This is a genomic window from Bacillus cereus group sp. N11 (assembly GCF_016483605.1).
Taxonomy (GTDB): Bacteria; Bacillota; Bacilli; order Bacillales; family Bacillaceae_G; genus Bacillus_A; species Bacillus_A toyonensis.
The window spans coordinates 258034-283773 of record NZ_JAEHBN010000008.1 but is presented as its reverse complement, the minus strand read 5'-3'; the positions used below and the strand labels follow the sequence as shown (position 1 = coordinate 283773).

The window sequence follows — 25740 nt, the reverse complement described above, 5'->3', positions numbered from 1 at the left end:
TAGGAGATGGACAGATGAGATTTTTTTTACGGAATTTAAGTTTTCTTCTATTCTTTGTATTATTGCTAGTTGGATGTCAACCTCAAGAGAATAATATAGAACAAAAATCTACTACGAAAAAAACTGAAGAAAAAGTACAGATAACGAAAGAGGAAGAACAGTCTATTCAAGATGTTATTGAGGCATTTGTACGGACGACGAATGAACGAAAATTTGCTGAACATATGGAGTTATTTTCAAAGAAGCTACCTAGTGCCGAAGACTTAAAAACACAAAAAGAAGCAGCTTTTCAAAAGGGAAATAAAAAAATTGAATTGGAACATATAGATATGAAAGCTAGTAAAGCAGGGTATATTATTGTTGAAACAAAGGAAAAAGAATTAGATGGGGAAATTGCTATTCAAAAGAAAGTACAGTATGCGCTTGGAAAAGAAGATGAGACCTGGAAGATCGAAGAGGTCCGCACGATAGAGAAGAAATAAAAAAGGTTCTCCTTGAAGAGAACCTTTTTTATAGTGGTAACAGAATTTGATTTGAGCATGCTTCAATGTCATCAATATCTTGACGAATTGTTGCCATTTTATTATCAAGATCTTCAGCTTTCATTGCTGCATCATGTAGTTCATCTTTTAAATATTCAGGTATATTTCCTTCATATTTATAATAAAGTTTATGTTCTAAACTTGCCCAAAAGTCCATTGCAAGTGTACGTAATTGAATTTCTGCAAATACATCTTTTGTACCAGAATTTAGTGATAAGGGATACTTAATAATCATGTGTAAACTTTTATATCCGTTTCCTTTTGGGTTAGCGATATAATCTTTTACTTCTATGACTTCCATATCCTCACGCTTTTGAATTACTTCTTTTAAATGATAGATGTCTTCTACGAAGCAACATGTAATACGAATACCAATGATATCTTGCAAATTTGTTTGAGCATTTTCAATTGTTGGCAATAAGTTTTTTCGCTCTAGCTTTTTTATAATACTTTCAGGTTGTTTTAGTCTAGTTTTTATATGTTCAAACGGGTTGTAATCCTCTAAAAATTGAGCTTCCCGGTTCATAATTTCAAATTTTGTTTTTAACTCTTCTAAAGCAAATGTATACGGTAATACAAAAGCTTTCCAGTAGTTAACTGTTGATTGATTATATTCCATTTATATACACACCTTTTCCTATTTACAAGTGAGGTTGTTATTTATACTAAATACCAAATCATATAAGCACAAGCAGCAAATGATGAGATCATAAAACGATATTTAGTTTTCATACTTTCAACTCCTTTCGAGTGAGATTCTATATGAGTAAACGTGATTGTTAATAAATTCACTATGTACAACTTCTATAGTAATAGATTCATGTGAATTTCGTATGAACTAATTGTTTCAGCTTTTTGTCTTTTTTTTGTAAATCATAATTATTATCTGTAATTTAAAGTGTTTTAATTTGATTTATTCATTTGTATAAATTAATGTATATTTAAATTTATAGTTATTAAGGAGGATATATGGTGAACTTTGAAGAATTGGCAACTGCTAGGCGTTCCGCAATGAAATTTATACAAGGCATAGAAATCCCTGATGAGGATTTTAAAAAAATATTTGAGTTAACAAAGCTTTCCCCCTCTTGTTATAATTTGCAACATGCACATTATGTCGTAATTCGTGATCAAGAGCGAAAAGAAAAATTAAAAGAATTAGCTTTCGGACAATATAAAGTAGCGAGTGCATCTGCTGTAGTGCTTGTTTGTGGTGATAAGAGAGCGTATCAAAATGTTGAAAATATTTATTTTGGTATGAAGGTTTTAAAAATGATTGATGAATGTGAATATGAAGATACAATTAGGCAAACGAAAGGGTTATATGAAAGAAAAGGAGAGCGGTTCATGGAAGAGGAAGCGATTAGAAATGCTTCGTTAAGCGCAATGACTTTTATGTACGCTGCTAAATATTACGGCTATGATACGTGTCCAATGATTGGTTTTGATGAAAAAGCAGTACAAAATGAGTTGAATATGCCAGGGCATATAGTACCTGTTTTAATGGTTACGATAGGGAAAAGTGATACTACTAAAATTCGTCCTAGAGGATATCGAAAGCCAATTAGCGAGTTCGTTACATACGAATCGTTTTCATCAAAATGATAGATTACTAAAAACAAAAGGGTTCTATTTAGAATCCTTTTGTTGTGTAATTGACAAATAGAATGAAGTTATATAATATATAAATCGTAATCATTACGTTTTAGTTGCAATCTTTGAAAGAGAGGAGAATTACATATGCGTGTAAATATTACATTAGCTTGTACGGAGTGCGGTGATCGTAATTACATTTCTAAAAAAAATAAACGAAACAATCCCGAGCGCATCGAACTAAAAAAATATTGTCCACGATTAAAGCGAGTAACGTTACATCGTGAAACGAAGTAAAAGACTAGAGATTTCTCTAGTCTTTTTTTATTAATAAGTTTTGGATTTGTTTGTTATAATTACCTTAAATTGTAACGCAAGGAGAGGTATGATGAATCAAAAAGATAAAGAAAGAAAAGAGCAAGTGGCTCATATGATTGACATTCCAGATGAATATAGGCTTGTTGTAGATGATCAAGAAGGTGTGGATGACCCATATCATCTAGTATGGTGGGAGCATAAAGAGGATGAGGAGAGAACGATACAAATTACGTTGAATAGACATACTGGTAATTTAATTGAATTTAGTATAGATGATGAAATTTATTTTTCGAGTGGTAAGGAAGCGATAGATGAGAATAAAGCAAGAGAGATTGCAAATGCATTCTTAAAAAAATATACAAAAGAAGGATATGAGTTTTATACATATATAACGGTTAAGGATGACAGGCGTGGGTGGAAAGAAGTAAATTATATGCAAGAAGTGAATGGCTACCCATTACCGAATGCAGGGTGTGTTGTGCGAGTTCATCCTTCAGGCAATGTTGTACATTTTCGTTATAATGGACAAAAAGCTATTGAGAAAAAACCGTTATGGCCAAGTGAAATTGTTGAGGAGAACGTCGTTTTAGAAAATCTGAAAGCTAGACAAGATATGAGACTTGTATTTGTAGATTTAACACATTCTTCATGTAAATATGAAAATGGTGAGGAAGTAAAAGGGTATCATCTTGTATATGAACCAGAACCTAGTCATGCGTTTATTGATGCAAGTACAGGTAAAGATTTGTTTGGAACAGATCATTATAAATTGCCTCTAACTGTAGCTGTTGAAAACCCGAAAAAAGGTATTCGACAAGAGGATATATTCGATTTGTTTGATTGGGATAAAGAAAATTTTACAAAAGTAGCTGAGAAGGAAAATGATTATGAAATAAGGATGAAATTTGTTCCGAAAGAGGAATTACAGAAACAGAAAGAAGAAAAGAATCCATATTTAATGAATGAATTTTTTAAAAAGCATTTACCGATGTTAAAATATAATAATTTTGTTGGCGTTATGATTGATAAATCTACCAATGAATTAACTGGTTTTATAAAACTGACAGACGATAATGAAGTAAAGCAAATACTGTCTAGAGAGGAATGCATACAAAAAGCACTTCAATTTTTGGAACAAGTTATTCCAGATGTCACACAATATCTACGACTTTGGGAAGAACGTGAAGAAGCAGAAGATGGGATTGAAAGGTTTACCTTTTCCGTATATGTGAATGGTATTCCAGCAGAGTATAACCAATTTAGGGTCAATATCAATGCAGAAAATGGTGCTGTGATGCACTACTCCGGAGAGTCTAGCAACTTTATAAAAGAATTACTTACATATGAAACAACAATAAAAATAACAAAAGAAAAAGCGCTAGAAATATACAGAGGGGCCATGCGAGTGAATTTAGAATGGTTTTTAGAAAATGATGTAGAGGAAACGAACTACGTACTATTGTATAAACAAACAACGGATGAAAATCATAAAGAATCCTTCGATTGTAGTCGAGAAATTCGTTATATTGATGCGCATACTGGGGAGAAAATTTGGAGTGAATAAGGAAAAGGTCTTCGAGAGAAGACCTTTTTTTAGAAATAACGATTTATTCTTCGTATATATCGATTTTGTATAACCACTTTTGTACACTAGCAGGTGGTCCTTCTGTTCTCCACTTTGTTGTGCACATTCCACAGGAACAGTGAATTTTTCTTTTTGCAAAAATACCAGCTGTTTTAGGTGTATGTCCTCATGCATGTTTTACGATAATCATCTTTCGGCGCATCGTACGCTGACGTTGGTGCCTTGTATAAGCACGTGTTCTTTCAAATTTCATATTTGTATAATCACTCCTTGTAGTACAAGTAGCTTGCAAGAGCGTACAAGGAGTTCATCTCTTACAAGCTACTTATGAACAAGAGGGTAATGAAATGTTTCATATTCCACTCTCCAATCTTTTGTTTAAGTATATGTAGCAAAGCTTTTTGAGACAAATATTATGTGTAAAAACATATTGGAATGATATCGTACAGACACAAACAACCTCACGCCCACATACACATAATAAAGACCACTATTTTGGCGGAGGTGAAAGGTTTGAGTCTATTCGCCGCAATTGGATATATGGTTCGAGAAGTGTTTGTCTTTGTTTCTTATGTGAAGAATAATGCGTTCCCGCAGCCGTTATCATCAGATGATGAGAGAAAGTACTTAGAGTTAATGGAGCAAGGTGATGCTCAAGCGAGAAATCTTTTAATTGAACATAATTTACGGCTTGTAGCTCATATCGTTAAAAAATTTGAAAACACAGGAGAAGATGCAGAAGATTTAATTTCAATTGGTACAATTGGGCTCATTAAAGCAATTGAGAGTTATTCAGCAGGGAAAGGAACAAAGCTTGCGACGTATGCAGCACGCTGTATTGAAAACGAAATTTTGATGCATTTACGTGTACTAAAGAAAACGAAAAAAGACGTTTCACTTCATGATCCGATCGGGCAAGATAAAGAGGGGAATGAAATATCGCTTATTGATATATTAAAATCTGAGTCTGAAGATGTAATTGATATGATTCAGCTTAGTATGGAGTTAGAAAAGATTAAAGAGTATATCGATATTTTAGACGAACGAGAGAAAGAAGTTATCGTAAAGCGCTTTGGACTTGGGCTTGATAAGGAGAAAACGCAGCGGGAGATTGCGAAGGCACTTGGTATTTCAAGGAGCTACGTATCAAGAATTGAAAAGCGTGCGTTAATGAAAATGTTCCATGAATTTGTAAGAGCAGAGAAAGAGAAAAAAGCGAAAGAATAATGTGCATTGCAAGCAGCCAAATTTTAAAATGGGCTGCTTTTCTTTTTGTAAATAAGGAAAGAAAACGAGTTGTATTAAGAAGAAATACATGTTCACTGTTGAAAATGACGGATTCTATCTGTAATATTAGAGGGTGCTAAACAATTTAAGAATAATACCATACTTAACTTAGTTTTCGATTTGCATAATGAACAGTTCTATATGATATGTGGGAATAAGAACCAGTTTTACATATGATATAGAAAGAAAATAAGGGAAAACTAAAGTTATAGACTGGTTAGGAGGTTTCGCAATTTGCGACGTACATTATATCGACTTATGATAGAACTTACAAATGGTCGCTTTACTTCTTATATATTACGTAAATTTGCACAATCTCGTTTGAGCTCCATCATAATTCCATCATATGCGAAAGTTTTTCAAATTAATCAAGATGAGATGGAAAAGGGTTTGAAGGAATATAGAACATTGCATGACTTATTTACGCGTAGGCTAAAAGAAGGAAAGCGTAGTATTGATACAGATACATCGAGTATCGTTAGCCCTGTTGATGGTGTTTTTGCTGACCACGGTCCTATTGAGGATACAAAAACATTTGATATTAAAGGTAAGCGTTATTCAATTGTGGATATGCTAGGTAATGAAGAACGTGCAAAGCGATATGCAGGCGGTACATACATGGTCATTTATTTGAGTCCAAGTCATTATCATCGCATTCATAGTCCACTTTCTGGGGCTGTGACTGAAAGATTTGTACTCGGTAGAAAATCATATCCGGTAAATGCAGCTGGTATGGAATACGGTAAAGAACCACTGTCAAAAAATTATCGTTCTGTTACAGAAGTGAATAGTGACGGCGAACATATGGCACTTGTAAAAGTAGGGGCTATGTTTGTTAATAGTATTGAGCTTTTGCATGAAAGAAGTACTGTTCAAAAAGGTGAAGAAATGGCATACTTTACATTTGGTTCAACAGTTGTATTATTGTTTGAAAAAGATATGATAGAAGTAGTGCAGAATTTGAAGAGCGGACAAGAACTTCGTCTCGGTGAAAAAATTGCTACTCGATTAACTCACAAGTAAAGAGAAGATTTTATAATCGTAAATAAGAGTTATGGACAAAGATGCTTAATGATGAAATCCCCCTAGATGGGAGTACTTGTTTATTCGAGAGCCATCGTAGGATGGCTCTTTTTACAGGTTATTAGTAATCTATATGTACTCAAGAAGATTTGGCAAGCTTGTCCTCTAATGAGCGTCTAATAATTTCTTGTTTTATAAGTAAAATGAAGTCGGGATTTAATTTTAGTTCTTTTGCTTTATAATAAGACTCAGTGAGTAACTCAGTAGATAACTGTTCCATATGTTTTGTTTTCAAGGTGAGTCACCTCCTAATAATATAAGGATTGATTCGTTGTTGCATTTAATGTACCAAAAAAATATGACAGTCACAAACAAGTGGTTATCCACATACCACAGTGGATAAATTGTGTATAGATTGTTAGTAAATTCCAAATTGACTGAAAAATTAATGTGGAAAGTGTGTACAATTTTATCCACAGGTTGTATATCGAAAAATGTTGTCGAAAAATTTTATGAAAAATCCTCAAAGAGGTGAAAGAAATTGAAATTATTTTTACCAAATGAATATGTGAAAAATGTATATCATGTTCAACCAGAAGATTTGAAAAAACGTGGAATTAAAGGAGTTATTACTGATTTAGATAACACGTTAATTGAATGGGATCGTCCAAATGCAACGCCGCAACTTGAAGAGTGGTTTTTAAAAATGAAAGAGCAAGGCATTCAAGTAACGGTCGTTTCGAATAATAATGAGCAACGTGTGAAAGACTTTGCTGATCCATTAAATATTCCATTTATTCATAGTGCACGTAAACCATTTGTTCGTGCATTTAAGCGTGCGATACAAGAGATGCACCTGCAGCCGGATGAAGTTGTAGTAATTGGGGATCAGTTGCTTACAGATGTGCTTGGTGGAAATCGTGTAGGACTTCATACAATTTTAGTTGTGCCAGTAGCGCAAACTGATGGATTGGTGACTCGCTTTAATCGAAAAATTGAACGAAGAATTATGAAAAATATGAAGAAAAAAGGTTTAATTAACTGGGAGGAATAAAGTTTGACTGAAACAATTAAATGTATTGGTTGCGGTGTAGAAATTCAAACAGAAAATAAAAATGAAGTTGGGTATGCGCCTGCCTCATCTTTAGAAAAAGAGCAAGTGATTTGTCAACGCTGTTTTCGCTTGAAACATTACAATGAAATTCAAGATGTATCGCTAACAGATGATGACTTCCTACGCATTCTAAATGGAATTGGAAGGTCAGATGCATTAGTAGTCAAGATTGTAGATATTTTTGATTTTAATGGTAGCTGGTTACCTGGCTTACATCGTTTCGTAGGAAATAATAAAGTATTACTTGTAGGAAATAAGGCGGATTTAATTCCTAAGTCAGTAAAACATGATAAAGTAAAGCATTGGATGCGCTATAGTGCAAAGCAGTTAGGATTAAAGCCAGAGGATGTCTTTTTAATTAGTGCAGCGAAGGGACAAGGGATTGCTGAATTAGCGGATGCTATTGAGTATTATCGCGACGGCAAAGATGTTTACGTTGTTGGATGTACGAATGTAGGAAAATCTACATTTATTAATCGTATGATTAAAGAATTTAGTGATGAGACTGAAAATGTAATTACAACATCTCATTTCCCAGGAACAACACTTGACTTAATTGATATTCCATTAGACGAAGAATCTTCTTTATATGATACGCCAGGTATTATTAACCACCATCAAATGGCTCATTATGTTGGAAAGGAAAGCTTAAAGCTTATTACACCAACAAAAGAAATTAAGCCGATGGTATTCCAATTAAATGAGGAACAAACATTATTCTTTAGTGGATTGGCACGCTTTGATTATGTAAGTGGTGGTCGTCGTGCGTTTACTTGTCACTTCTCAAATCGTTTAACAATTCATCGTACAAAGCTTGAGAAAGCAGATGAATTGTATAAAAATCATGCCGGAGATTTACTAAGCCCGCCAACACCAGAAGAATTAGAAAATATGCCTGAGCTGGTGAAATACGAGTTTAATATTCGTGAACCGAAAACGGACGTTGTATTCTCTGGATTAGGATGGGTTACTGTAAACGAATCAGGAGCAAAAATTGTTGCTCACGTACCAAAAGGAGTAAGTGTTTCATTGCGTAAATCTTTAATTTAATATGGAGAGGGATTTATGAAACAATTATATGGTGTAATCGGAAATCCAATTGGACATTCATTATCGCCCGTTATGCATAACGATGCATTTGAACACTTGAATATGGATGCCCATTATCATGCGTTTCTTGTAGAAGAAGGGCTAGGGGAAGCAGTAAGAGGTTTAAAAGCGTTAGGTATTTCAGGATTTAATGTAACAACTCCGCACAAAGTTGCTATTATGGATTATTTGGATGAGATTGACCCACTAGCAAGGCAAATTGGTGCAGTAAATACAGTGGTTCATAAGGATGGAAAATTAATTGGCTACAATACAGATGGAATCGGTTTTGTCCGAGCCTTACAGTCAATTAGTAGTGAACCACTTCAAGAGAAACGTATTTTATTACTTGGCGCTGGTGGTGCTAGCCGAGCTATTTATTTTTCTCTTGCTGATGTAGGTGTGAAAGAAATTGATGTAGCAAATCGTACAGTCGATAAGGCGAAAGAACTTATTGCTGCATGTGCGGCTGATGTTCATTCTGTTGCTTTATCGTTAGAAAAAGCGACAGAAGAACAAGGGAATTATGATATTATCATTCAGACGACAACAAGAGGTATGCATCCGCATGTCGAACATACGCCATTACAAATTTGTTCGTTAAAAGAAGGAACAATTGTATCAGATATAATTTATAATCCATTTGAAACGAAAATTTTATGTGAGGCAAAAGAGCAAGGTGCAATCATTCAAAATGGTATTGATATGTTTGTTTATCAAGGGGCACTTGCATTTGAAATGTGGACAGGACGCGTGCCAAATATTGATAGAATGAAACAATTAGTAATGAGAAAGCTTGGAGGCTAATTATATGTTAACAGGAAAACAAAAAAGATTTTTACGTGCACAGGCACATCATTTAACACCAATTTTTCAGGTTGGAAAAGGCGGCGTAAATGAAAATATGGTGAAACAAATTGGAGAAGCATTAGAGGTTCGTGAATTATTTAAAGTGAGCGTGCTACAAAATTGTGAATTCGATCGTCGTGAAGTTGCAGAAGAACTTGCACAAGGTGCACGTGCTGAAATCGTTCAAGTAATTGGAAGCACAATTGTTTTATATAAAGAATCAAGAGAAAATAAACAAATTAAGCTTCCTCGATAAAAAGATTAGCATGCGGTACTTTTATTGCTAGTGCTTAATGATGTAGAGAGCGAAACCAATTGAACTTTTATTAACAGTGAACTCTCTTCGAATTGATAGGAAGAGAGTTGCTGTATGTAAAAGGAAGGGGCGTTTCTTTTGAGAAAAATTGGCATCATTGGCGGTACATTTGATCCGCCTCATTATGGGCATTTGCTAATTGCAAATGAAGTATATCACGCTTTGGACTTGGAAGAAGTATGGTTCCTGCCAAATCAAATTCCGCCACATAAACAAGGGCGGAATATTACAAGTGTAGAAAGTCGTTTAAAGATGTTAGAGCTTGCGACTGAGGAAGAAGCATACTTTTCAATTTGTTTAGAAGAGCTAAACAGAGAAGGCCCATCTTATACGTATGACACTATGTTACAATTAACGGAAAAGTATCCGGATGTGCAGTTCCACTTTATTATTGGTGGAGATATGGTTGAGTATTTGCCAAAGTGGTATAACATTGAAAAGTTACTTACACTTGTAACTTTCGTTGGAGTTACGAGACCAGGTTATACATTGCATACGCCTTATAATATTGTAAAAGTGGAAATTCCAGAGTTTGCAGTTTCTTCTTCTTTGTTACGTGAGAGGTATATGGAGAAGAAAACGTGCAAATATTTACTTCCGGAAAAAGTACAGGTATATATCGAGAGGAATGGGTTGTATGAATCGTGAGGAAGCACTTCATATTGTTAAACAACAAATGCATGAAAAGCGTTATGTACACACAATAGGTGTAATGGAAACAGCGATTGAACTGGCTCGTTTATATGATGTAGATGAGAAAAAGGCAGAAACAGCTGCTATCTTTCATGATTATGCAAAATGTAGAGCGATTTCAGAAATGGAAGAGATTATTAAGAGGGAAGGTTTGCCGAAGGATCTACTTCACTATAACAAAGAGTTATGGCATGCACCTGTTGGGGCATACTTAGTAGAAAAAGAAGTAGGCATTACGGATCCTGAAATTTTGCAAGCTATTACATACCATACAAGTGGTCATGAGAAAATGACGATGTTAGATAAAGTGATTTATGTAGCAGATTACATTGAGCCGGGGCGTAAGTTTCCTGGTGTAGAAGAAGCGAGAAAACTCGCATATAAAGATATAAATCAAGCGTTACTGTTTGCTTTAAAGCGAACAATTCAATTTTTAATGGAAAAAGATCAAACGATTTATCCATTAACATTCCAAACATACAATGCAGTTATCAAGGAGGAAATTATTAAATGAAAGATAAAGATTTATTAGTATTAGCAGCAAAAGCAGCTGATGATAAGAGAGCAGAAGATATGGTTGTACTAAATATGCAAGGGATTTCACCAATTGCAGACTATTTCATTATTTGTCACGGAAACTCTGATAAACAGGTGCAAGCAATTGCGCGTGAAATTAAAGCGAAGGCGCATGAATTCGAAATTAATGTACAACGTATGGAAGGTTTTGATGAGGCTCGTTGGGTATTAGTAGACCTTGGTGATGTGGTTGCTCATGTATTCCATAAAGATGAGCGTGATCACTACAATTTAGAGCGTCTATGGGGCGATGTACCACGTGAAGATATTACTGAAGAGTTAGATCAATGAAATACGAACAATTTGCATTACTGTATGACGAACTGATGAATGATGTCCCGTATGATAAATGGGTAGAGTTCACAGAGGAAAGTTTGCAGCATGCGGGCATGAAAGAGGCAAAAATTCTTGATGTAGCATGTGGAACTGGTAACGTAACACTACCGCTTATGCGAAAAGGTTATGATTTAACTGGTGTCGATCTTTCAGAAGAAATGTTAACTGTCGCACAGCAGAAATTAGGAGGAGAAGGTTATTTTCTTCCTTTTTACCAACAAGATATGAGAGAACTTGATGTTCCTGGTGAATTTGATTGTGTAACAATCTTTTGTGATTCGTTAAACTATGTATTGCAAGAAGGTGGAGTGCAAGAAACGTTTAGAAGAGTCTTCCATCATTTACGTCAAGATGGCTTGTTTTTATTCGACGTACACTCTTTATATAAAATACATCACGTATTTCAAAATGAAACATATACAGTGAATGGCGAGGAAATATCACTTATTTGGAACTGTTTCCCTGGAGAAGAATCCAATAGTGTGGAACATGATTTGACATTCTTTGTACAAGATCCAGAAGAAGATGTATATCATCGTTTTGATGAATGTCACGTGCAACGAGCATATTCGGTTGAAGAATTAACGAAATGGCTTGAAGAGGCTGGATTTACAGTGCTTCGCGTCACAGGAGACTTTGAACGAATTGAAGTGACAGAACAAACAGAGCGCATCTTTTTTATGGCGAAGAAGAATGGATAAAACAAAAGCAACCGATAAGGTTGCTTTTGTTTTTTTAGAAAAGATTTGATTTTATTTCTAGAATATTAAAAAGATGATACATGTAAAGTACAAAAATGCTAGTTTTAGTGAAAATGTAGCATAAAAAAGATACGTATTAATAAAAAGGATTTGGAATGGCGATGGCGTATTTATTATGTGTGTTTATTGAATTGCTGATCAACGCATTTTAAATCTTCATCAAACTTCTCGTGTGTCCGTTCGATTAATTTATGAAACATATCTCCAACATGTTCTTCTAAAACTAGAATACCTTCTCCTGTAACGCCGCCTTTGACACATACCTTTTCTTGTAAGGTAGGTAATGTGAAAATCTCTTTTTCAAGTAATTTCCCCATTCCAACGACCATTTCACTTACTAAAGTAGTAGCTTCTTCATGTGTAATATTTGTTTTATCTACAGCAGCGTTAATGAAACATTGTAATAAATAACTAAAGAATGCAGGGCCGCAGCTTGCTATATCAGATGAAACGCGCGTTATATCTTCTTCTATTACAAGTGGAGTAGAAATTTTTTTGAATAGCCGAAGTAGTTTTTGTTGCCACTCTTCAGAGCATTTACTTCCAAATGTAAATAATGATGCGCCAGATAGGGCGCGGTTTGTAATGCTCGGAATGATACGTGCGACGTGGCAAGGTACAAGTGTCTCTAATTGTGATGGGGATATTGGACTTGTGATAGAAACTAAGCACTTTTCATCAGAAAAATATTCAGCATATTTTTGTAGGATAGGGTATATATCTTTCGGTTTAACGCAAATAAAAATAAGTTGTGATTGTTCGAGTACTTCTGGGATTGTTTTGGCTATATGAATAGAAGGGTATTTTTCCTTTATATGATATGCTTTGGCAGGCGTCCGATTAATGATTGTAAGGCACGAAGGTTTGACAGCACGGGTCTCTAAAAATGCATCGATTAGTATATTCCCCATGTTTCCTGTCCCTATAATTCCTATGTTCAATGTTTCATCCCTCCTTCGTAACAGCTTTCTCCTAAACAATATGAATGATGTTATAAATTTATGATTAGAGGTGTAAAATGATGTGGGATTTTCCGAAAAAATGGTTGGGGTTAGTAGCTATTATTGTAACTGTACTTTTTCTTTTTTTCTGGAAAACAAACCAGCATACAGAGCGATCGGTCATTGCAACGGATGTTCAGGCGAAAGATGTAGAGAAAAAAAGTAAACCGAAAATATTAGATGCAAAGGAACAGAAAAAAATACTAATTGATATGAAAGGGGCCGTTGTTAAAGAGGGGGTGTATGAAATGAAAGAAGGGGATCGGTTCAAGGATGCCGTTGAAAAGGCGGGTGGTTTTTTGCCCGAGGCAGATATAAAGAAGGTGAATTTAGCACAAATTGTACAAGACCAAATGATTCTTTATGTACCCAATAAAAATGAGCAAGTGCAAGATGTGGCTACCTCTTCAAAGGGGGAAGGGAAAGTTCAAATAAATGCAGCTTCTAAAGAGCAACTTGAAAAAATCACAGGCATTGGCTCTCGAAAAGCGGAAAGTATTTTGAAATATCGAGAGGAACATGGTCCGTTTCAGAAAATAGAAGATTTATTAGAGATTGATGGGATTGGTGTGAAGTCTTTGGAAAAAATAAAAGATCAAATTATTATTCCGTAAAAGATTGACGAAGTTTTTCTTCATTCGCTACACTACAAGTAGACAAAAAAGAAGGTGAAAAATATGGAACGAATTTCGTGGGATCAATATTTTATGACGCAAAGTCATTTGTTATCTTTACGTAGTACATGTACAAGACTTGCAGTAGGGGCAACAATCGTTCGTGACAAGCGGATTATTGCTGGCGGCTATAATGGTTCAATTAAAGGTGGGGTACATTGTATCGATGATGGATGCTATGTCATTGATAATCATTGTGTTCGTACAATTCATGCAGAAATGAATGCTTTATTACAATGTGCCAAGTTTGGTGCGAAAACAGAGGAAGCAGAAATTTACGTTACGCATTTCCCTTGTTTACAATGTTGTAAGGCAATTATTCAAAGTGGTATTACAGCGGTTTATTATGCGCAGGATTATAAAAATCATCCATACGCCATAGAGTTATTTGAACAAGCGAATGTAACAGTGAAGCACGTTCCACTAGAATATGATATTGCTGCATTAGAGGAGCAAAAACGTTATACGGAGTTAAAAGAATTATTTGCGTCTTTCGAAAAAGATAATTTATCAATGGAAGAATTACAGCATGTATTCACGAAAGCAAAAATGATGCTATAAGGAGTGAGTATAAGTTGCATGAACAATGGGGCTATATTGCAATCTCTTTTATAATGGGGATTGCAATCGCCTTTTCCTTGTCATTTTTATGGATTGCTTGTTGTTTCGTTTTATATGTTTTCTTCTGTTTATATCGTACTTCGCGTAAAACCTTCATTTTTTGTATGATAGCGTGTTTTAGTGGTGCTATGTACACTTCGTATGTTCAAGGGCAAAATAAGCCTCTAGGGGAGCCCTATGAAGCTACAAGAGAGGTGATACAAAATACACCTCTTATTAATGGGGATCGCCTATCTTTTCAATTTGAAGATCAGAATAAAAATACAGTGCAGTTAAGTTACAAAATGAAATCAGCCTTGGAAAAGAAACAATTACAACAATTATATGCGGGAGTATCCTGTGTATTCAAAGGTGAGAGGAAAGAACCGCAAACTGCTCGGAATTTTCATGGTTTTGATTACCGAGATTATTTATATAAACAAAATATTCATTTTATATTCCATGCTACATATATTTCTGAGTGCCAAAAAACATCATTATCATTTGTGCAATGGATTCTTTTTTATAGGCAGCACATAATCTTTAAAGTTACAGAAATGTTTCCAGAGCAATCAGGTGCTTTTATGAATGCATTATTATTTGGTGACCGACAACAAATGACGTTTGAAGTTGAAGAACAGTATCAGCAATTTGGTCTTGTGCATTTATTGGCGATTTCAGGGTCGCATATTGTTCTGTTAATGGTGATAGTTTACTTTGTTTTACTGAGAAGTGGTGTGACGAAGGAGATGGCGACAGTATTTCTAATTGTTTGTATTCCAGTGTACATGATTATAGCAGGCGCATCACCATCTGTTATAAGAGCTTCTATAACAGGTGTTTTATTGTTGGGTGCTTTCATTTGTTCTGTTCGCTTATCTAGTTTAGATGCCTTAAGTATAACGGCTATATGTATGCTTATATACGACCCATATCTTGTTTTTAATATAGGATTTCAATTTTCATTTGTAGGTAGTTTCGCTTTAATTTTATCTGCTCCGATACTACTAAGGTGTAGTAATGGAGTAATTCGAAATGCTATTTATATTTCTATTATCTCGCAGCTCGTTAGTACCCCGATTTTGTTATATCATTTTGGTTATTTTTCTCCATATAGTATTTTCCTCAACTTCATATACGTTCCATTTTTATCTATAATTGTATTACCATGTAGTATTATTATTCTGGTATTTATACCAATTATCCCATTTCTCGCAAAAGGACTTGCGAATGTACTGTCAGTAGGTTTAATTATTTCTAATAATTTACTAAGTTACTGTGAAAGCTTACCGTTTACCCGCCTAGTTTTCGGGCAAACACCCATACTTCTTATAGTTGTATATTGTGTAATAATTATTAGTATATTGATCGTCTTGGAAAGAGGGATGCCGAAAAAAATTGTGTTCATAGTCATGAGTGGCTTTCTTTTTATTAGCACGTGTCATTATGTATACCCGTATTTTCGCGAGAGTGGGAGTGTGACATTTATTGATGTTGGACAAGGTGATGCAATATTAATTCGACTTCCATATGATAAAGGGGTTTATCTTATTGATACAGGTGGAACACTTCGGATAAATAAAGAAGAATGGCAACGGAAAAAGCATGAATTTTCTGTTGGTCACGATATTCTTGTTCCTTTTTTGCAAAAGGAAGGTGTGAAAACAATTGATAAATTAATCATAACGCATGGAGATGCGGATCATATAGGTGCCGCATCGGATTTATTATCGTATATAACTGTAAAAGAAGTTGTATTTGGTCAAAAGAAACAAGAGACAGTATTAGAAAAGGTGTTAAAGAAAAAAGCATTAGAAAAAGAAGTGAAAATAAGTATAGTGGAAGAAGGGGAGTGTTGGAGTGTAAATGGAGCGGAATTTTTTATACTAGCTCCGAAAGGGAAAGAAAAAAGTGAAAATAACTCTTCAATTGTAATGTGGGCCAAATTAGGAGGATTAACATGGCTGTTTACAGGTGATTTAGAAGAAGAGGGAGAGGAATTTTTAGCATCGACATATCCATATTTACGGGCGGATGTTTTAAAAGTTGCGCATCATGGGAGTAAAACGTCATCTACAGCACCTTTTTTGAGGCTTATACAGCCTAGTATAGCGATTGTTTCTGTGGGAGAACGGAATAGGTATGGACATCCGGATAAGGAGGTGATAGAGCGTTTTGAGAAGATGGGTACTGAAATATGGCGAACGGATAAACAAGGTGCTATTTCCTATGTTTTTAAAGGGGAAACCGGAACCTTTAAAAGTAAAATCACATATGATGAAATACATAATAGATGAAAAAGAGAAGACTGCCATGAAATGGCAGCCTTTAAGAACCGATGAATTTAATAACAGTTGCAATAATGAAAAGTGTTGCGAAAAAACCAAATGAGACGATAAATCCTACCCCTGAATCAATAGCGTCATTGCGTTTACTTTGAACATTTTGTTCAAAATCATTCATTTAGAATCCCTCCCCAACATTCCACTTTAGTATAAAATATTGTCAGAAAAAAATCTACAATTTCCATATGAAGAGGAACCGAGTATTTTTACTACTTTCTAGTTCGTTAAGTGACATGAGTTTTTCGTTTCCAAGCATGTTAAGAGTTGGCACTTATACTCGGATTTTTATTGTGAATAATAAAGGGAAGGTGATTACCGCACACCAATAAGAAACCCGGGACTTATTGCGTGGCGTTTAATATAAATAAAGGGGCGGGTTGTAAAGCCTGTTCCTTTGTACTTGTAAAACAAAAGCTAGGGCATTAGTATAAATATATATTGCCAAGTTAGGGAGTAGGAAAAAAGTATGAGTGATATACATAAAAAAATTAAAAAGAAGCAGTTTGCTCCGTTATATTTACTGTATGGAACGGAAGCGTTTTTTATAAATGAAACGATAAAGCTTATTACAACAGAAGCACTTGAAGAGGAAGATCGAGAATTTAATGTTGTGACATACGATTTGGAAGAATCCTATTTAGAAGATGTGGTTGAGGATGCGCGTACACTTCCTTTTTTTGGGGAACGGAAAGTACTATTAATGAAATCACCACTTTTTTTAACTTCACAAAAAGAAAAGTTAGAACAAAATATAAAAATTTTAGAAGAATATATTGGTGAACCTTCTCCATTTTCTATTCTTGTTTTTGTTGCGCCTTACGAAAAACTCGATGAACGAAAAAAAATTACAAAACTATTAAAGAAAACAGCGGATGTAGTAGAAGCGAATGCGATGCAAGTGCAAGATGTTCAGAAATGGATTGGTGCTCGTGCTGATGAAGTACATGTGCATATTGATAATGCAGCTGTTAGTTTGTTATTAGAGCTTGTGGGAAGTAATGTAACGATGTTGGCGAAGGAAATGGACAAGTTAACGTTATACGTTGGTATGGGCGGAGAGATTACACCAAAACTTGTTACAGAGCTTGTGCCGAAGTCTGTGGAGCAAAATGTATTTGCTTTGACAGAAAAAGTAGTGAAAAAGGATATTGCGGGTGCAATGCAAATTTTAGATGGATTATTTACGCAGCAGGAAGAACCGATTAAATTGCTTGCGTTATTAGTGAGTCAATTCCGCTTGCTGCATCAAGTGAAAGAGTTGCAACAACGTGGTTACGGACAAAATCAAATCGCGTCTCATATTGGTGTACATCCGTATCGTGTAAAGTTGGCGATGAATCAAACGAAGTTTTTCTCTTTTGAAGAATTAAAAAAAGTTATTATAGAATTAGCGGAAGCTGATTATAGTATGAAGACGGGGAAAATGGATAAGAAACTTGTGCTTGAGTTTTTCCTGCTGCGGCTAAATCATATGTAGTGATACAAAAAAGTTCATGTACTTGTTACGTGAACTTTTTTGTATATAAAAAAACGATCCAAATGGATCGTTTTTTAAACGCCTTACGCGTTTACTTGTTTCGCTAAGCGAGATTTTTGACGAGCTGCAGCGTTTTGGTGGATAAGACCTTTACGAGCTGCTTTGTCAAGTTTTTTAGAAGCAGTTTTGAAAGCTTCTTTAGCATTTTCAAGATCGTTATTAGTAACTAAAGCTTCTACAGTTTTAACAGCAGAACGCATGTCAGACTTGATAGAAGCGTTATGTGCACGACGCTCTTCGCTAAGTTTAGCGCGTTTGATAGCAGATTTGATGTTTGCCATACTTTTCACCTCCCTGGTGCAATCGAATGACTCGATTCTTAACATAGAACAAGTGATATTCTATCAAACGGTGAAGAGAATTGCAATAGTATATCAATGAAATTTCACGTAAAGGAAAGAATGACCTTATATAACTTTGGGAAATCTAACGATATTTACTATGAATTACGGAGGAGATACGATGAAAGAACCATTAGATTTAAGTAAATATAGTATTAGAACTGACCTTGCTGTAGAAGCGCATCAAATGTTGCAAGAACGCCAAGAAGAACAAGAAGGGGTACAAGGAGTTATTGTAAAAGAGAGGGAAGAAGAGGGTATTACAATTACAAAAGTCACAATTGATGAAGTTGCATCTGAATCGATGGGTAAAAAACCTGGAAATTATTTAACGCTTGAAGTGCAAGGTATACGTCAACAAGATACGGAACTGCAACAAAAGGTAGAGCGGATTTTTGCGAAAGAATTTTCTTATTTCTTAGAAGAGGTTGGCGTTACAAAAGAAGCGAGCTGTTTAATTGTTGGTCTTGGGAATTGGAATGTAACACCGGATGCACTTGGACCGATAGTTGTAGAAAACGTATTGGTAACGAGACATTTGTTTCAATTGCAGCCTGAAAGTATAGAAGAAGGTTTTAGGCCTGTTAGTGCAATTCGTCCGGGAGTAATGGGAATTACAGGAATTGAAACGAGCGATGTTATTTATGGAATCATTGAGAAGACGAAGCCAGACTTTGTAATTGCAATTGATGCGTTAGCTGCACGCTCTATTGAACGTGTAAATAGTACGATACAAATTTCGGATACAGGGATTCATCCTGGATCTGGTGTTGGGAATAAACGTAAGGAGCTAAGTAAAGAAACATTAGGAATCCCTGTTATTGCGATTGGTGTTCCAACTGTAGTAGACGCAGTTTCTATTACGAGTGATACGATCGATTTTATTTTGAAGCACTTTGGAAGAGAGATGAAAGAGGGACATAAGCCGTCACGGTCTTTATTACCAGCGGGATTTTCATTCGGAGAAAAGAAAAAATTAACAGAAGAAGATATGCCGGATGAAAAAAGTCGGAATATGTTTTTAGGTGCTATTGGTACGTTGGAAGAAGAAGAAAAAAGAAAATTGATCTATGAAGTACTGTCTCCTCTCGGTCATAATTTAATGGTGACCCCAAAAGAAGTAGATGCTTTTATAGAGGATATGGCAAATGTAATAGCGAGTGGGTTAAATGCAGCGCTGCATCATCAAATTGACCAAGATAATACAGGAGCATATACACATTGAGGGGGAGAGACGATGATAGTTTAAGTCGTTTTGCACTTCTGTGTATATGTAGTGCAGTTTTATGTTTACTTATGATGATAGCAGGAGTTGCGCTTGCTAATCATGGTTTGAAAAGTATGAAAGGTTATCAGCAGCTGTCGTATGAACAAATAGCTCATATGACAGGGACAGAGGGTGCGAGTGCTGAATCAGAAATTTTGGGAAGTTCGTTTTCAACTATTGAGAAACAAAAACAATTAGAAAGTTTAAGAAGTTTTAATGTCGTAGAAGGAATTGGTATGGCGATAGCAAGTGTTGCTTATGAAATAACAAAGTTTGGAACGGATATAGTTGTTGGGAAAGTGAAAGAGATTTTTAGCTAAGAGTAGCAGGAAGAACGGTTGTCTTATCGTTTTGTACGACAGCCGTTTTTTAATTTGAAAAAGGTTTGTCTCTTATGGTTTGTTCGCATAAGATATAGATAGAATGATTTGTCTTGTAAGCAGCACGAGTTTTCATTGAATCTTTGCTGCTCTATTGATATAATCAGTGCTAGTGTATATTGGCGAGACTATTAGGAGTTGAGAACATAGATGAATAAAGAAGAAAGAGCAAAAAGACAGTCCAAAATTCGTAACTTCTCCATCATTGCTCACATTGACCACGGGAAATCAACGTTGGCAGACCGTATTTTGGAGAAAACAAACGCGTTAACACAGCGCGAAATGAAAGCTCAGTTGCTTGACTCTATGGATTTAGAGCGTGAGCGCGGTATTACAATTAAATTAAATGCAGTACAATTAACGTATAAAGCGAAAGACGGTGAAGAGTATATTCTTCACTTGATCGATACGCCAGGACACGTCGATTTTACGTACGAAGTATCTCGTAGTTTAGCGGCTTGTGAAGGTGCAATTCTTGTTGTTGATGCAGCGCAAGGGATTGAGGCGCAAACATTAGCAAACGTATATTTAGCGCTTGATAATAATTTAGAAATCTTACCAGTTATTAATAAAATCGATTTACCAAGTGCGGATCCAGAACGCGTACGTCAAGAGGTAGAAGATGTAATTGGTTTAGATGCATCGGAAGCTGTACTTGCTTCGGCAAAAGCAGGCATTGGTATTGAGGACATTTTAGAACAAATCGTTGAAAAAGTACCAGCTCCGACGGGTGATTCAGAAGAGCCGTTACAATGTATGATTTTCGATTCCTTATATGATCCATATCGTGGTGTAATTGCATATATCCGTGTTGTAAACGGAACGGTAAAAGTTGGCGATAAAGTACGTATGATGGCAACTGGTAAAGAGTTTGAAGTAACAGAAGTAGGTGTATTTACACCGAAAACAACGCAGCGTGATGAGTTAACTGTAGGTGATGTAGGTTTCTTAGCAGCATCTATTAAAAACGTAGGTGATACACGTGTTGGTGATACGATTACACATGCGAAACGTCCGGCTGCAGAGGCGTTACCAGGTTACCGTAAATTAAACCCGATGGTATTCTGTGGGCTGTATCCAATTGATTCTGCTCGTTATAACGATTTACGTGATGCGTTAGAAAAATTAGAGTTAAACGATTCTGCTCTTGAGTTTGAACCAGAAACATCTCAAGCGCTAGGATTTGGTTTCCGTTGTGGATTCTTAGGTTTACTTCACATGGAAATCATTCAAGAACGTATTGAACGTGAATTTAAGATTGACTTAATTACAACAGCGCCAAGCGTTATTTATAAAGTTTATTTAACAAACGGTGAAGATGTTATTGTTGATAATCCATCTAATATGCCAGATCCACAGTCTATCGATCGTGTAGAAGAGCCGTTTGTTAAAGCTTCAATTATGGTTCCGAATGACTATGTTGGAGCTGTAATGGAAATTTGCCAAGGTAAACGTGGAACGTTTATTGATATGCAATATTTAGATGAAACGCGTGTTACATTAACATATGAAATCCCGTTATCAGAAATCGTATATGACTTCTTCGATCAATTGAAATCAAATACGAAAGGATATGCATCATTTGACTACGAGTTAATTGGTTATAAACCGTCTAAACTTGTGAAAATGGATATTCTTTTAAATAATGAACAAGTGGATGCTTTATCATTCATTGTGCACCGTGATTCAGCGTATGACCGTGGTAAAGTAATCGTAGAGAAATTAAAAGAATTGATTCCAAGACAACAGTTCGAAGTGCCAATTCAAGCTACTATTGGAAACAAGGTTGTAGCACGTTCTACAATTAAGGCGATGCGTAAAAACGTACTTGCAAAATGTTACGGTGGTGACATTTCTCGTAAGCGTAAACTTCTTGATAAGCAAAAAGAAGGTAAAAAACGTATGAAGTCTGTTGGTTCTGTAGAAGTACCGCAAGAGGCATTCATGGCTGTACTGAAAATGGATGACAACTAATATAAAATAAAGAAGGAGTCGTTTATGCGGCTTCTTTTTTTCTGTATCATTACTTTTTAGACATCTTAGTATCTCTCATTTACAATAGTGAGAGAGCTTTTTAGTTCATACAGAGTTAGGAGATTATTAATGTCCGAAAATATTCGAAAAGATATTCAAGAGAAACTACAAAATGGTAATTTTAATTGTGAAAAGGAATTGACGCTTTCTATTATTAGTGGAAAGTGGAAAGTTGTGATACTGTGGCATCTTGGTGTGGAAGGGCCTCATCGTTTTAGCGAATTACAACGGTTATTCCCAAGCATTTCTCATAAAGTTTTGTCGAACCAATTAAAAGAGTTAATGGAAGATGGGATTGTTGATCGAACAGTATATCCCGAAATTCCTCCTCGTGTTGAGTATTATATGACGGAACTAGGCATGTCACTTTTACCAATCGTTGAAATGATGTATGATTGGGGAAAAATGCGAATGGAACAAATCCGTAATACGTTAGAGAAGTAGAGAACCCTCCGGAGTGCGGAGGTTTTCTTTTTAGAAAGGTAGGAGTTATATTTGGTACAAGCTGCATATATTCATATTCCGTTTTGTCAGCATATTTGTCACTATTGTGATTTTAATAAAGTGTTTATTGAACGCCAACCGGTAGATCAATATTTAGAGTACTTAGAGAAAGAAATAATAAATACGGTTCAAAAAGTACCGTTTGATAGTATGAAAACGATTTTTGTTGGTGGAGGAACGCCGACAGCATTAAATATGGAACAGACAAAAAAATTACTCGAGATTATTAATCGTCATTTGCGTCCGTTTGCTCCGAATTGTGAATTGACATTTGAAGCGAATCCAGGAGATCTGCCGAAAGAGAAGTTGAATGTACTGCTAGAAGGTGGAGTGAATCGAATTAGTTTTGGTGTGCAAACGTTCCGTGATGAACTGCTGGAGAAAATCGGGCGCAAGCATACGAGGGAAGATGCATTCCTAGCGATTCGAGAAGCTCAAGAAGTAGGCTTTAAAAATATTAATGTAGATATTATTTATGCTTTGCCAGGACAAACGATAGAAGATGTGAAGGAAACATTAGACATTGCTTTTACGCTTGGTGTACAACATTTCTCGGCATATTCATTAATTGTGGAACCCAAAACAGTGTTTTATAACTTAATGAATAAAGGGAAATTGCGTCTTCCGGGTGAAGACCATGAAGCGAAAATGTATGAAATGGTAATGGATGAAATGGAGAAACACGGTTATAACCAGTATGAAATTAGTAATTTCTCAAAAGGTGATAATGAAAGTAGACATAATCTCACATACTGGAATAATGAAGAGTACTATGGATTTGGAGCTGGAGCGCATAGTTATGTAAATGGAGAACGTATTCAAAATGTAGGACCGCTCAAGCAGTATTTTACGAAAATTGATGAAACAGGATTTCCTTATTTAGATGTTCATGAAGTGACTGAGAAGGAAAAAATGGAAGAAGAGTTGTTTTTAGGACTTCGAAAAACAAAAGGTGTTTCTAAAATAGCATTCCAAAAGAAATTCAATATGGAGATGGATCAAGTTTTCGCGAAGCAGTTACAAGGCAATCAAGAACAAGGGTTGCTTGAAGAAAGAGATGGATATGTGCGTTTAACACGAAAAGGGAAATTATTAGGGAATGAAGTGTTCCAGTCATTTTTGATTGACTAATTAAATGTTTCATAAACGTGAAAAAAATTCATTATTTCGTGACGTTTCCGTTGACAATTGAATGTCAATTTTGGTAAGTTATTAATAGATTTAGCACTCGAAGACAAAGAGTGCTAACAGAGGTGATGATGAGATGCTTACGGAACGTCAGCTCTTAATTTTACAAACAATTATTGATGACTTTATTGGATCAGCGCAGCCCGTTGGGTCTAGAACGTTGGCTAAAAAAGAAGAAATCACATTTAGTTCAGCTACTATTCGAAATGAAATGGCTGATTTAGAAGAATTAGGTTTTATTGAAAAAACACATAGTTCTTCTGGACGGGTTCCTTCTGAGAAAGGATACCGATTTTATGTAGACCATCTTTTAGCGCCGCAAAACTTACCGAACGATGAAATTGTACAAATTAAAGATTTATTTGCTGAAAGAATTTTTGAAGCAGAAAAAGTTGCACAGCAATCTGCTCAAATTTTATCAGAGCTTACGAGCTATACGGCGATTGTTCTAGGGCCTAAGTTAAGCACAAATAAACTTAAAAACGTACAAATTGTGCCGCTTGATCGTCAAACAGCAGTCGCTATTATTGTAACGGATACAGGGCATGTACAAAGTAAAACGATTACCGTTCCGGAATCTGTTGATTTATCAGATTTAGAAAAAATGGTTAACATTTTAAATGAAAAGCTATCTGGTGTACCGATGGCAGAACTTCATAATAAAATCTTTAAAGAGATTGTTACAGTTTTACGTGGGTATGTTCATAATTACGATAGTGCGATAAAAATGTTAGATGGTACATTTCAAGTTCCGTTATCGGAAAAGATATACTTTGGAGGGAAAGCGAATATGCTTTCGCAACCGGAGTTCCATGACATTCATAAAGTAAGATCTTTGCTGACGATGATTGATAATGAGGCTGCGTTTTATGACATTTTGCGTCATAAACAAGTCGGAATTCAAGTGAAAATTGGTAGAGAAAATTCTTCTACGGCAATGGAGGATTGCAGTTTGATTTCTGCAACGTATTCGATTGGAGAAGAGCAACTTGGAACAATTGCAATTTTAGGTCCGACGAGAATGCAATACTCTCGTGTAATTAGTTTACTGCAGTTATTTACAAGACAGTTTACAGACGGACTTAAAAAGTAAATGAGAGTAATACATTCGCTCAAGTAATGAAATTTTCATTGCTGTGTGTAATATATAATGATTAGGTAATCATGCTAAGCATGATACCTAATACCTTTTAAGGAGGTGAAAATTGTGGAAGAGCGTAACGAACAAGTGGTAGAAGAAGTGAAAGAAGCGCAAGTTGAAGAAGCTGTCACGCCAGAAAACAGTGAAAAAACTGTAGAAGAAAAAAGTGAGGCTGCTCTTTTACAAGAAAAAGTAGATGAGTTACAAGCGAAACTAACGGAAACGGAAGGTCGCACATTACGTCTACAAGCTGATTTTGAAAATTATAAGCGCCGTGTCCAAATGGATAAACAGGCTGCTGACAAATATAGAGCACAAAGTCTAGTTTCAGATATTTTGCCAGCTCTTGATAATTTTGAAAGAGCGATGCAAGTGGAAGCGACTGACGAGCAAACGAAATCCTTGTTACAAGGTATGGAAATGGTGCATCGTCAATTGCTAGAAGCGTTGACTAAAGAAGGTGTGGAAGCGATTGAAGCTGTTGGTAAACAGTTTGATCCGAATGAACACCAAGCTATTATGCAAGTGGAAGACAGTGAATTTGAATCAAACGCGGTAGTTGAAGAATTCCAAAAAGGTTATAAACTAAAAGACCGTGTGATTCGCCCATCAATGGTAAAAGTAAATCAATAATTTACATAAAAGT

The 25740-nt window shown here is 35.5% G+C and carries 30 protein-coding genes and 1 pseudogene; 25 read left to right on the top strand and 6 right to left on the bottom strand.

Annotated elements, in window-relative coordinates; genetic code table 11:
- Positions 1-14: 14 nt before the first annotated feature.
- The gene (locus JDS98_RS16000; RefSeq protein WP_001210412.1) at positions 15-482 is read left to right on the top strand and encodes a hypothetical protein; all 468 of its coding nucleotides are present in this window, start codon (positions 15-17) and stop codon (positions 480-482) included.
- Positions 483-510: 28 nt separating this feature from the next.
- On the opposite strand, the gene JDS98_RS15995 is transcribed toward JDS98_RS16000, so the two are convergent.
- Positions 511-1161 carry a GTP pyrophosphokinase gene (locus tag JDS98_RS15995; RefSeq protein ID WP_000456209.1) on the bottom strand — a complete coding sequence of 217 codons (651 nt, stop codon included), beginning with the start codon at positions 1159-1161 and terminating at the stop codon, positions 511-513.
- A 350-nt stretch (positions 1162-1511) separates the two neighbouring features.
- On the opposite strand from JDS98_RS15995, the gene JDS98_RS15990 reads away from it, so the two are divergent.
- From JDS98_RS15990 to JDS98_RS15980, 3 genes are all read left to right on the top strand, one after another.
- On the top strand, positions 1512-2147 hold the full coding sequence (locus JDS98_RS15990) for a nitroreductase family protein (protein WP_141402749.1): 636 nt from the start codon (positions 1512-1514) through the stop codon (positions 2145-2147).
- Between the two features lie 135 nt (positions 2148-2282).
- On the top strand, positions 2283-2432 hold the full coding sequence (rpmG, locus tag JDS98_RS15985; protein WP_001265617.1) for a 50S ribosomal protein L33: 150 nt from the start codon (positions 2283-2285) through the stop codon (positions 2430-2432).
- Between the two features lie 88 nt (positions 2433-2520).
- Complete coding sequence (locus tag JDS98_RS15980) at positions 2521-4017, top strand: YcdB/YcdC domain-containing protein (RefSeq protein WP_141523487.1); 1497 nt, start codon at positions 2521-2523, stop codon at positions 4015-4017.
- Positions 4018-4060: 43 nt separating this feature from the next.
- On the opposite strand, the pseudogene JDS98_RS30275 reads toward JDS98_RS15980, so the two are convergent.
- A pseudogene (locus JDS98_RS30275) lies at positions 4061-4291 on the bottom strand (hypothetical protein).
- 260 nt (positions 4292-4551) lie between these two features.
- Here JDS98_RS30275 and sigK point away from each other — a divergent pair.
- Both sigK and JDS98_RS15965 read left to right on the top strand, forming a co-directional pair.
- Positions 4552-5265, top strand: a complete 714-nt coding sequence (gene sigK, locus JDS98_RS15970) for an RNA polymerase sporulation sigma factor SigK (RefSeq protein WP_000051382.1) — start codon at positions 4552-4554, stop codon at positions 5263-5265.
- Positions 5266-5559: 294 nt separating this feature from the next.
- The gene (locus tag JDS98_RS15965; RefSeq protein ID WP_001254986.1) at positions 5560-6348 is read left to right on the top strand and encodes a phosphatidylserine decarboxylase; all 789 of its coding nucleotides are present in this window, start codon (positions 5560-5562) and stop codon (positions 6346-6348) included.
- A gap of 139 nt (positions 6349-6487) precedes the next feature.
- On the opposite strand, the gene sda is transcribed toward JDS98_RS15965, so the two are convergent.
- Positions 6488-6643 (bottom strand): sporulation histidine kinase inhibitor Sda, encoded by a 156-nt coding sequence (gene sda, locus JDS98_RS15960; RefSeq protein WP_000850093.1) that lies wholly within the window; start codon positions 6641-6643, stop codon positions 6488-6490.
- 246 nt (positions 6644-6889) lie between these two features.
- On the opposite strand from sda, the gene JDS98_RS15955 reads away from it, so the two are divergent.
- The 8 genes from JDS98_RS15955 to JDS98_RS15920 all read left to right on the top strand — a co-directional run bounded on the left by JDS98_RS15955 (position 6890) and on the right by JDS98_RS15920 (position 12022).
- Complete coding sequence (locus JDS98_RS15955) at positions 6890-7402, top strand: YqeG family HAD IIIA-type phosphatase (protein ID WP_000765312.1); 513 nt, start codon at positions 6890-6892, stop codon at positions 7400-7402.
- 3 nt (positions 7403-7405) lie between these two features.
- Positions 7406-8512, top strand: coding sequence for a ribosome biogenesis GTPase YqeH (gene yqeH, locus JDS98_RS15950; protein ID WP_000140803.1), 1107 nt, complete (start codon positions 7406-7408; stop codon positions 8510-8512).
- 15 nt (positions 8513-8527) lie between these two features.
- On the top strand, positions 8528-9358 hold the full coding sequence (aroE, locus tag JDS98_RS15945; protein ID WP_000812081.1) for a shikimate dehydrogenase: 831 nt from the start codon (positions 8528-8530) through the stop codon (positions 9356-9358).
- Positions 9359-9362: 4 nt separating this feature from the next.
- The gene (gene yhbY / locus JDS98_RS15940) at positions 9363-9656 is read left to right on the top strand and encodes a ribosome assembly RNA-binding protein YhbY (protein WP_000955228.1); all 294 of its coding nucleotides are present in this window, start codon (positions 9363-9365) and stop codon (positions 9654-9656) included.
- Between the two features lie 138 nt (positions 9657-9794).
- Complete coding sequence (locus JDS98_RS15935) at positions 9795-10364, top strand: nicotinate-nucleotide adenylyltransferase (protein WP_001226034.1); 570 nt, start codon at positions 9795-9797, stop codon at positions 10362-10364.
- A complete protein-coding gene (yqeK, locus tag JDS98_RS15930) occupies positions 10354-10923 on the top strand; it encodes a bis(5'-nucleosyl)-tetraphosphatase (symmetrical) YqeK (protein WP_001078252.1) in 570 nt (189 codons plus the stop codon). Before JDS98_RS15935 ends, yqeK begins: the two co-directional genes overlap by 11 nt.
- A complete protein-coding gene (rsfS, locus tag JDS98_RS15925; protein ID WP_000653199.1) occupies positions 10920-11276 on the top strand; it encodes a ribosome silencing factor in 357 nt (118 codons plus the stop codon). The genes yqeK and rsfS overlap by 4 nt, the downstream gene beginning before the upstream one ends.
- Positions 11273-12022: a class I SAM-dependent methyltransferase gene (locus JDS98_RS15920; protein ID WP_097958101.1), complete on the top strand. Its 750-nt coding sequence runs from the start codon at positions 11273-11275 to the stop codon at positions 12020-12022. Before rsfS ends, JDS98_RS15920 begins: the two co-directional genes overlap by 4 nt.
- Before the next feature lie 173 nt (positions 12023-12195).
- Here JDS98_RS15920 and comER read toward each other — a convergent pair whose 3' ends face one another.
- Positions 12196-13023, bottom strand: coding sequence for a late competence protein ComER (comER, locus tag JDS98_RS15915; protein ID WP_001020545.1), 828 nt, complete (start codon positions 13021-13023; stop codon positions 12196-12198).
- A 77-nt stretch (positions 13024-13100) separates the two neighbouring features.
- Between comER and JDS98_RS15910 the strand changes: the two genes are divergently transcribed.
- The 3 genes from JDS98_RS15910 to JDS98_RS15900 all read left to right on the top strand — a co-directional run bounded on the left by JDS98_RS15910 (position 13101) and on the right by JDS98_RS15900 (position 16654).
- Positions 13101-13697, top strand: a complete 597-nt coding sequence (locus JDS98_RS15910; protein WP_000989943.1) for a helix-hairpin-helix domain-containing protein — start codon at positions 13101-13103, stop codon at positions 13695-13697.
- A 63-nt stretch (positions 13698-13760) separates the two neighbouring features.
- On the top strand, positions 13761-14318 hold the full coding sequence (locus JDS98_RS15905; RefSeq protein ID WP_000439772.1) for a ComE operon protein 2: 558 nt from the start codon (positions 13761-13763) through the stop codon (positions 14316-14318).
- A 14-nt stretch (positions 14319-14332) separates the two neighbouring features.
- Complete coding sequence (locus tag JDS98_RS15900) at positions 14333-16654, top strand: DNA internalization-related competence protein ComEC/Rec2 (RefSeq protein ID WP_199634029.1); 2322 nt, start codon at positions 14333-14335, stop codon at positions 16652-16654.
- 31 nt (positions 16655-16685) lie between these two features.
- Here the strand turns inward: JDS98_RS15900 and JDS98_RS15895 are convergent, their stop codons facing one another.
- Positions 16686-16820 (bottom strand): YqzM family protein, encoded by a 135-nt coding sequence (locus JDS98_RS15895; RefSeq protein WP_000997609.1) that lies wholly within the window; start codon positions 16818-16820, stop codon positions 16686-16688.
- 348 nt (positions 16821-17168) lie between these two features.
- Between JDS98_RS15895 and holA the strand changes: the two genes are divergently transcribed.
- On the top strand, positions 17169-18179 hold the full coding sequence (gene holA / locus JDS98_RS15890) for a DNA polymerase III subunit delta (protein ID WP_001279927.1): 1011 nt from the start codon (positions 17169-17171) through the stop codon (positions 18177-18179).
- An 83-nt stretch (positions 18180-18262) separates the two neighbouring features.
- On the opposite strand, the gene rpsT is transcribed toward holA, so the two are convergent.
- The gene (rpsT, locus tag JDS98_RS15885) at positions 18263-18520 is read right to left on the bottom strand and encodes a 30S ribosomal protein S20 (RefSeq protein ID WP_001274011.1); all 258 of its coding nucleotides are present in this window, start codon (positions 18518-18520) and stop codon (positions 18263-18265) included.
- Between the two features lie 181 nt (positions 18521-18701).
- On the opposite strand from rpsT, the gene gpr reads away from it, so the two are divergent.
- The 7 genes from gpr (at position 18702) to grpE (ending at position 25727) form a co-directional block, all read left to right on the top strand.
- Positions 18702-19805 carry a GPR endopeptidase gene (gpr, locus tag JDS98_RS15880; RefSeq protein ID WP_097958099.1) on the top strand — a complete coding sequence of 368 codons (1104 nt, stop codon included), beginning with the start codon at positions 18702-18704 and terminating at the stop codon, positions 19803-19805.
- The gene (locus tag JDS98_RS15875; RefSeq protein WP_001214892.1) at positions 19802-20167 is read left to right on the top strand and encodes a YqxA family protein; all 366 of its coding nucleotides are present in this window, start codon (positions 19802-19804) and stop codon (positions 20165-20167) included. Before gpr ends, JDS98_RS15875 begins: the two co-directional genes overlap by 4 nt.
- Positions 20168-20377: 210 nt before the next feature.
- Positions 20378-22201 carry an elongation factor 4 gene (gene lepA / locus JDS98_RS15870; protein ID WP_001030961.1) on the top strand — a complete coding sequence of 608 codons (1824 nt, stop codon included), beginning with the start codon at positions 20378-20380 and terminating at the stop codon, positions 22199-22201.
- A gap of 129 nt (positions 22202-22330) precedes the next feature.
- On the top strand, positions 22331-22705 hold the full coding sequence (locus tag JDS98_RS15865) for a winged helix-turn-helix transcriptional regulator (protein ID WP_001293547.1): 375 nt from the start codon (positions 22331-22333) through the stop codon (positions 22703-22705).
- Between the two features lie 51 nt (positions 22706-22756).
- The gene (hemW, locus tag JDS98_RS15860) at positions 22757-23896 is read left to right on the top strand and encodes a radical SAM family heme chaperone HemW (protein ID WP_097958097.1); all 1140 of its coding nucleotides are present in this window, start codon (positions 22757-22759) and stop codon (positions 23894-23896) included.
- Between the two features lie 133 nt (positions 23897-24029).
- The gene (hrcA, locus tag JDS98_RS15855) at positions 24030-25046 is read left to right on the top strand and encodes a heat-inducible transcriptional repressor HrcA (RefSeq protein WP_000954961.1); all 1017 of its coding nucleotides are present in this window, start codon (positions 24030-24032) and stop codon (positions 25044-25046) included.
- Between the two features lie 114 nt (positions 25047-25160).
- The gene (grpE, locus tag JDS98_RS15850; protein ID WP_000392715.1) at positions 25161-25727 is read left to right on the top strand and encodes a nucleotide exchange factor GrpE; all 567 of its coding nucleotides are present in this window, start codon (positions 25161-25163) and stop codon (positions 25725-25727) included.
- Positions 25728-25740 lie beyond the last annotated feature (13 nt).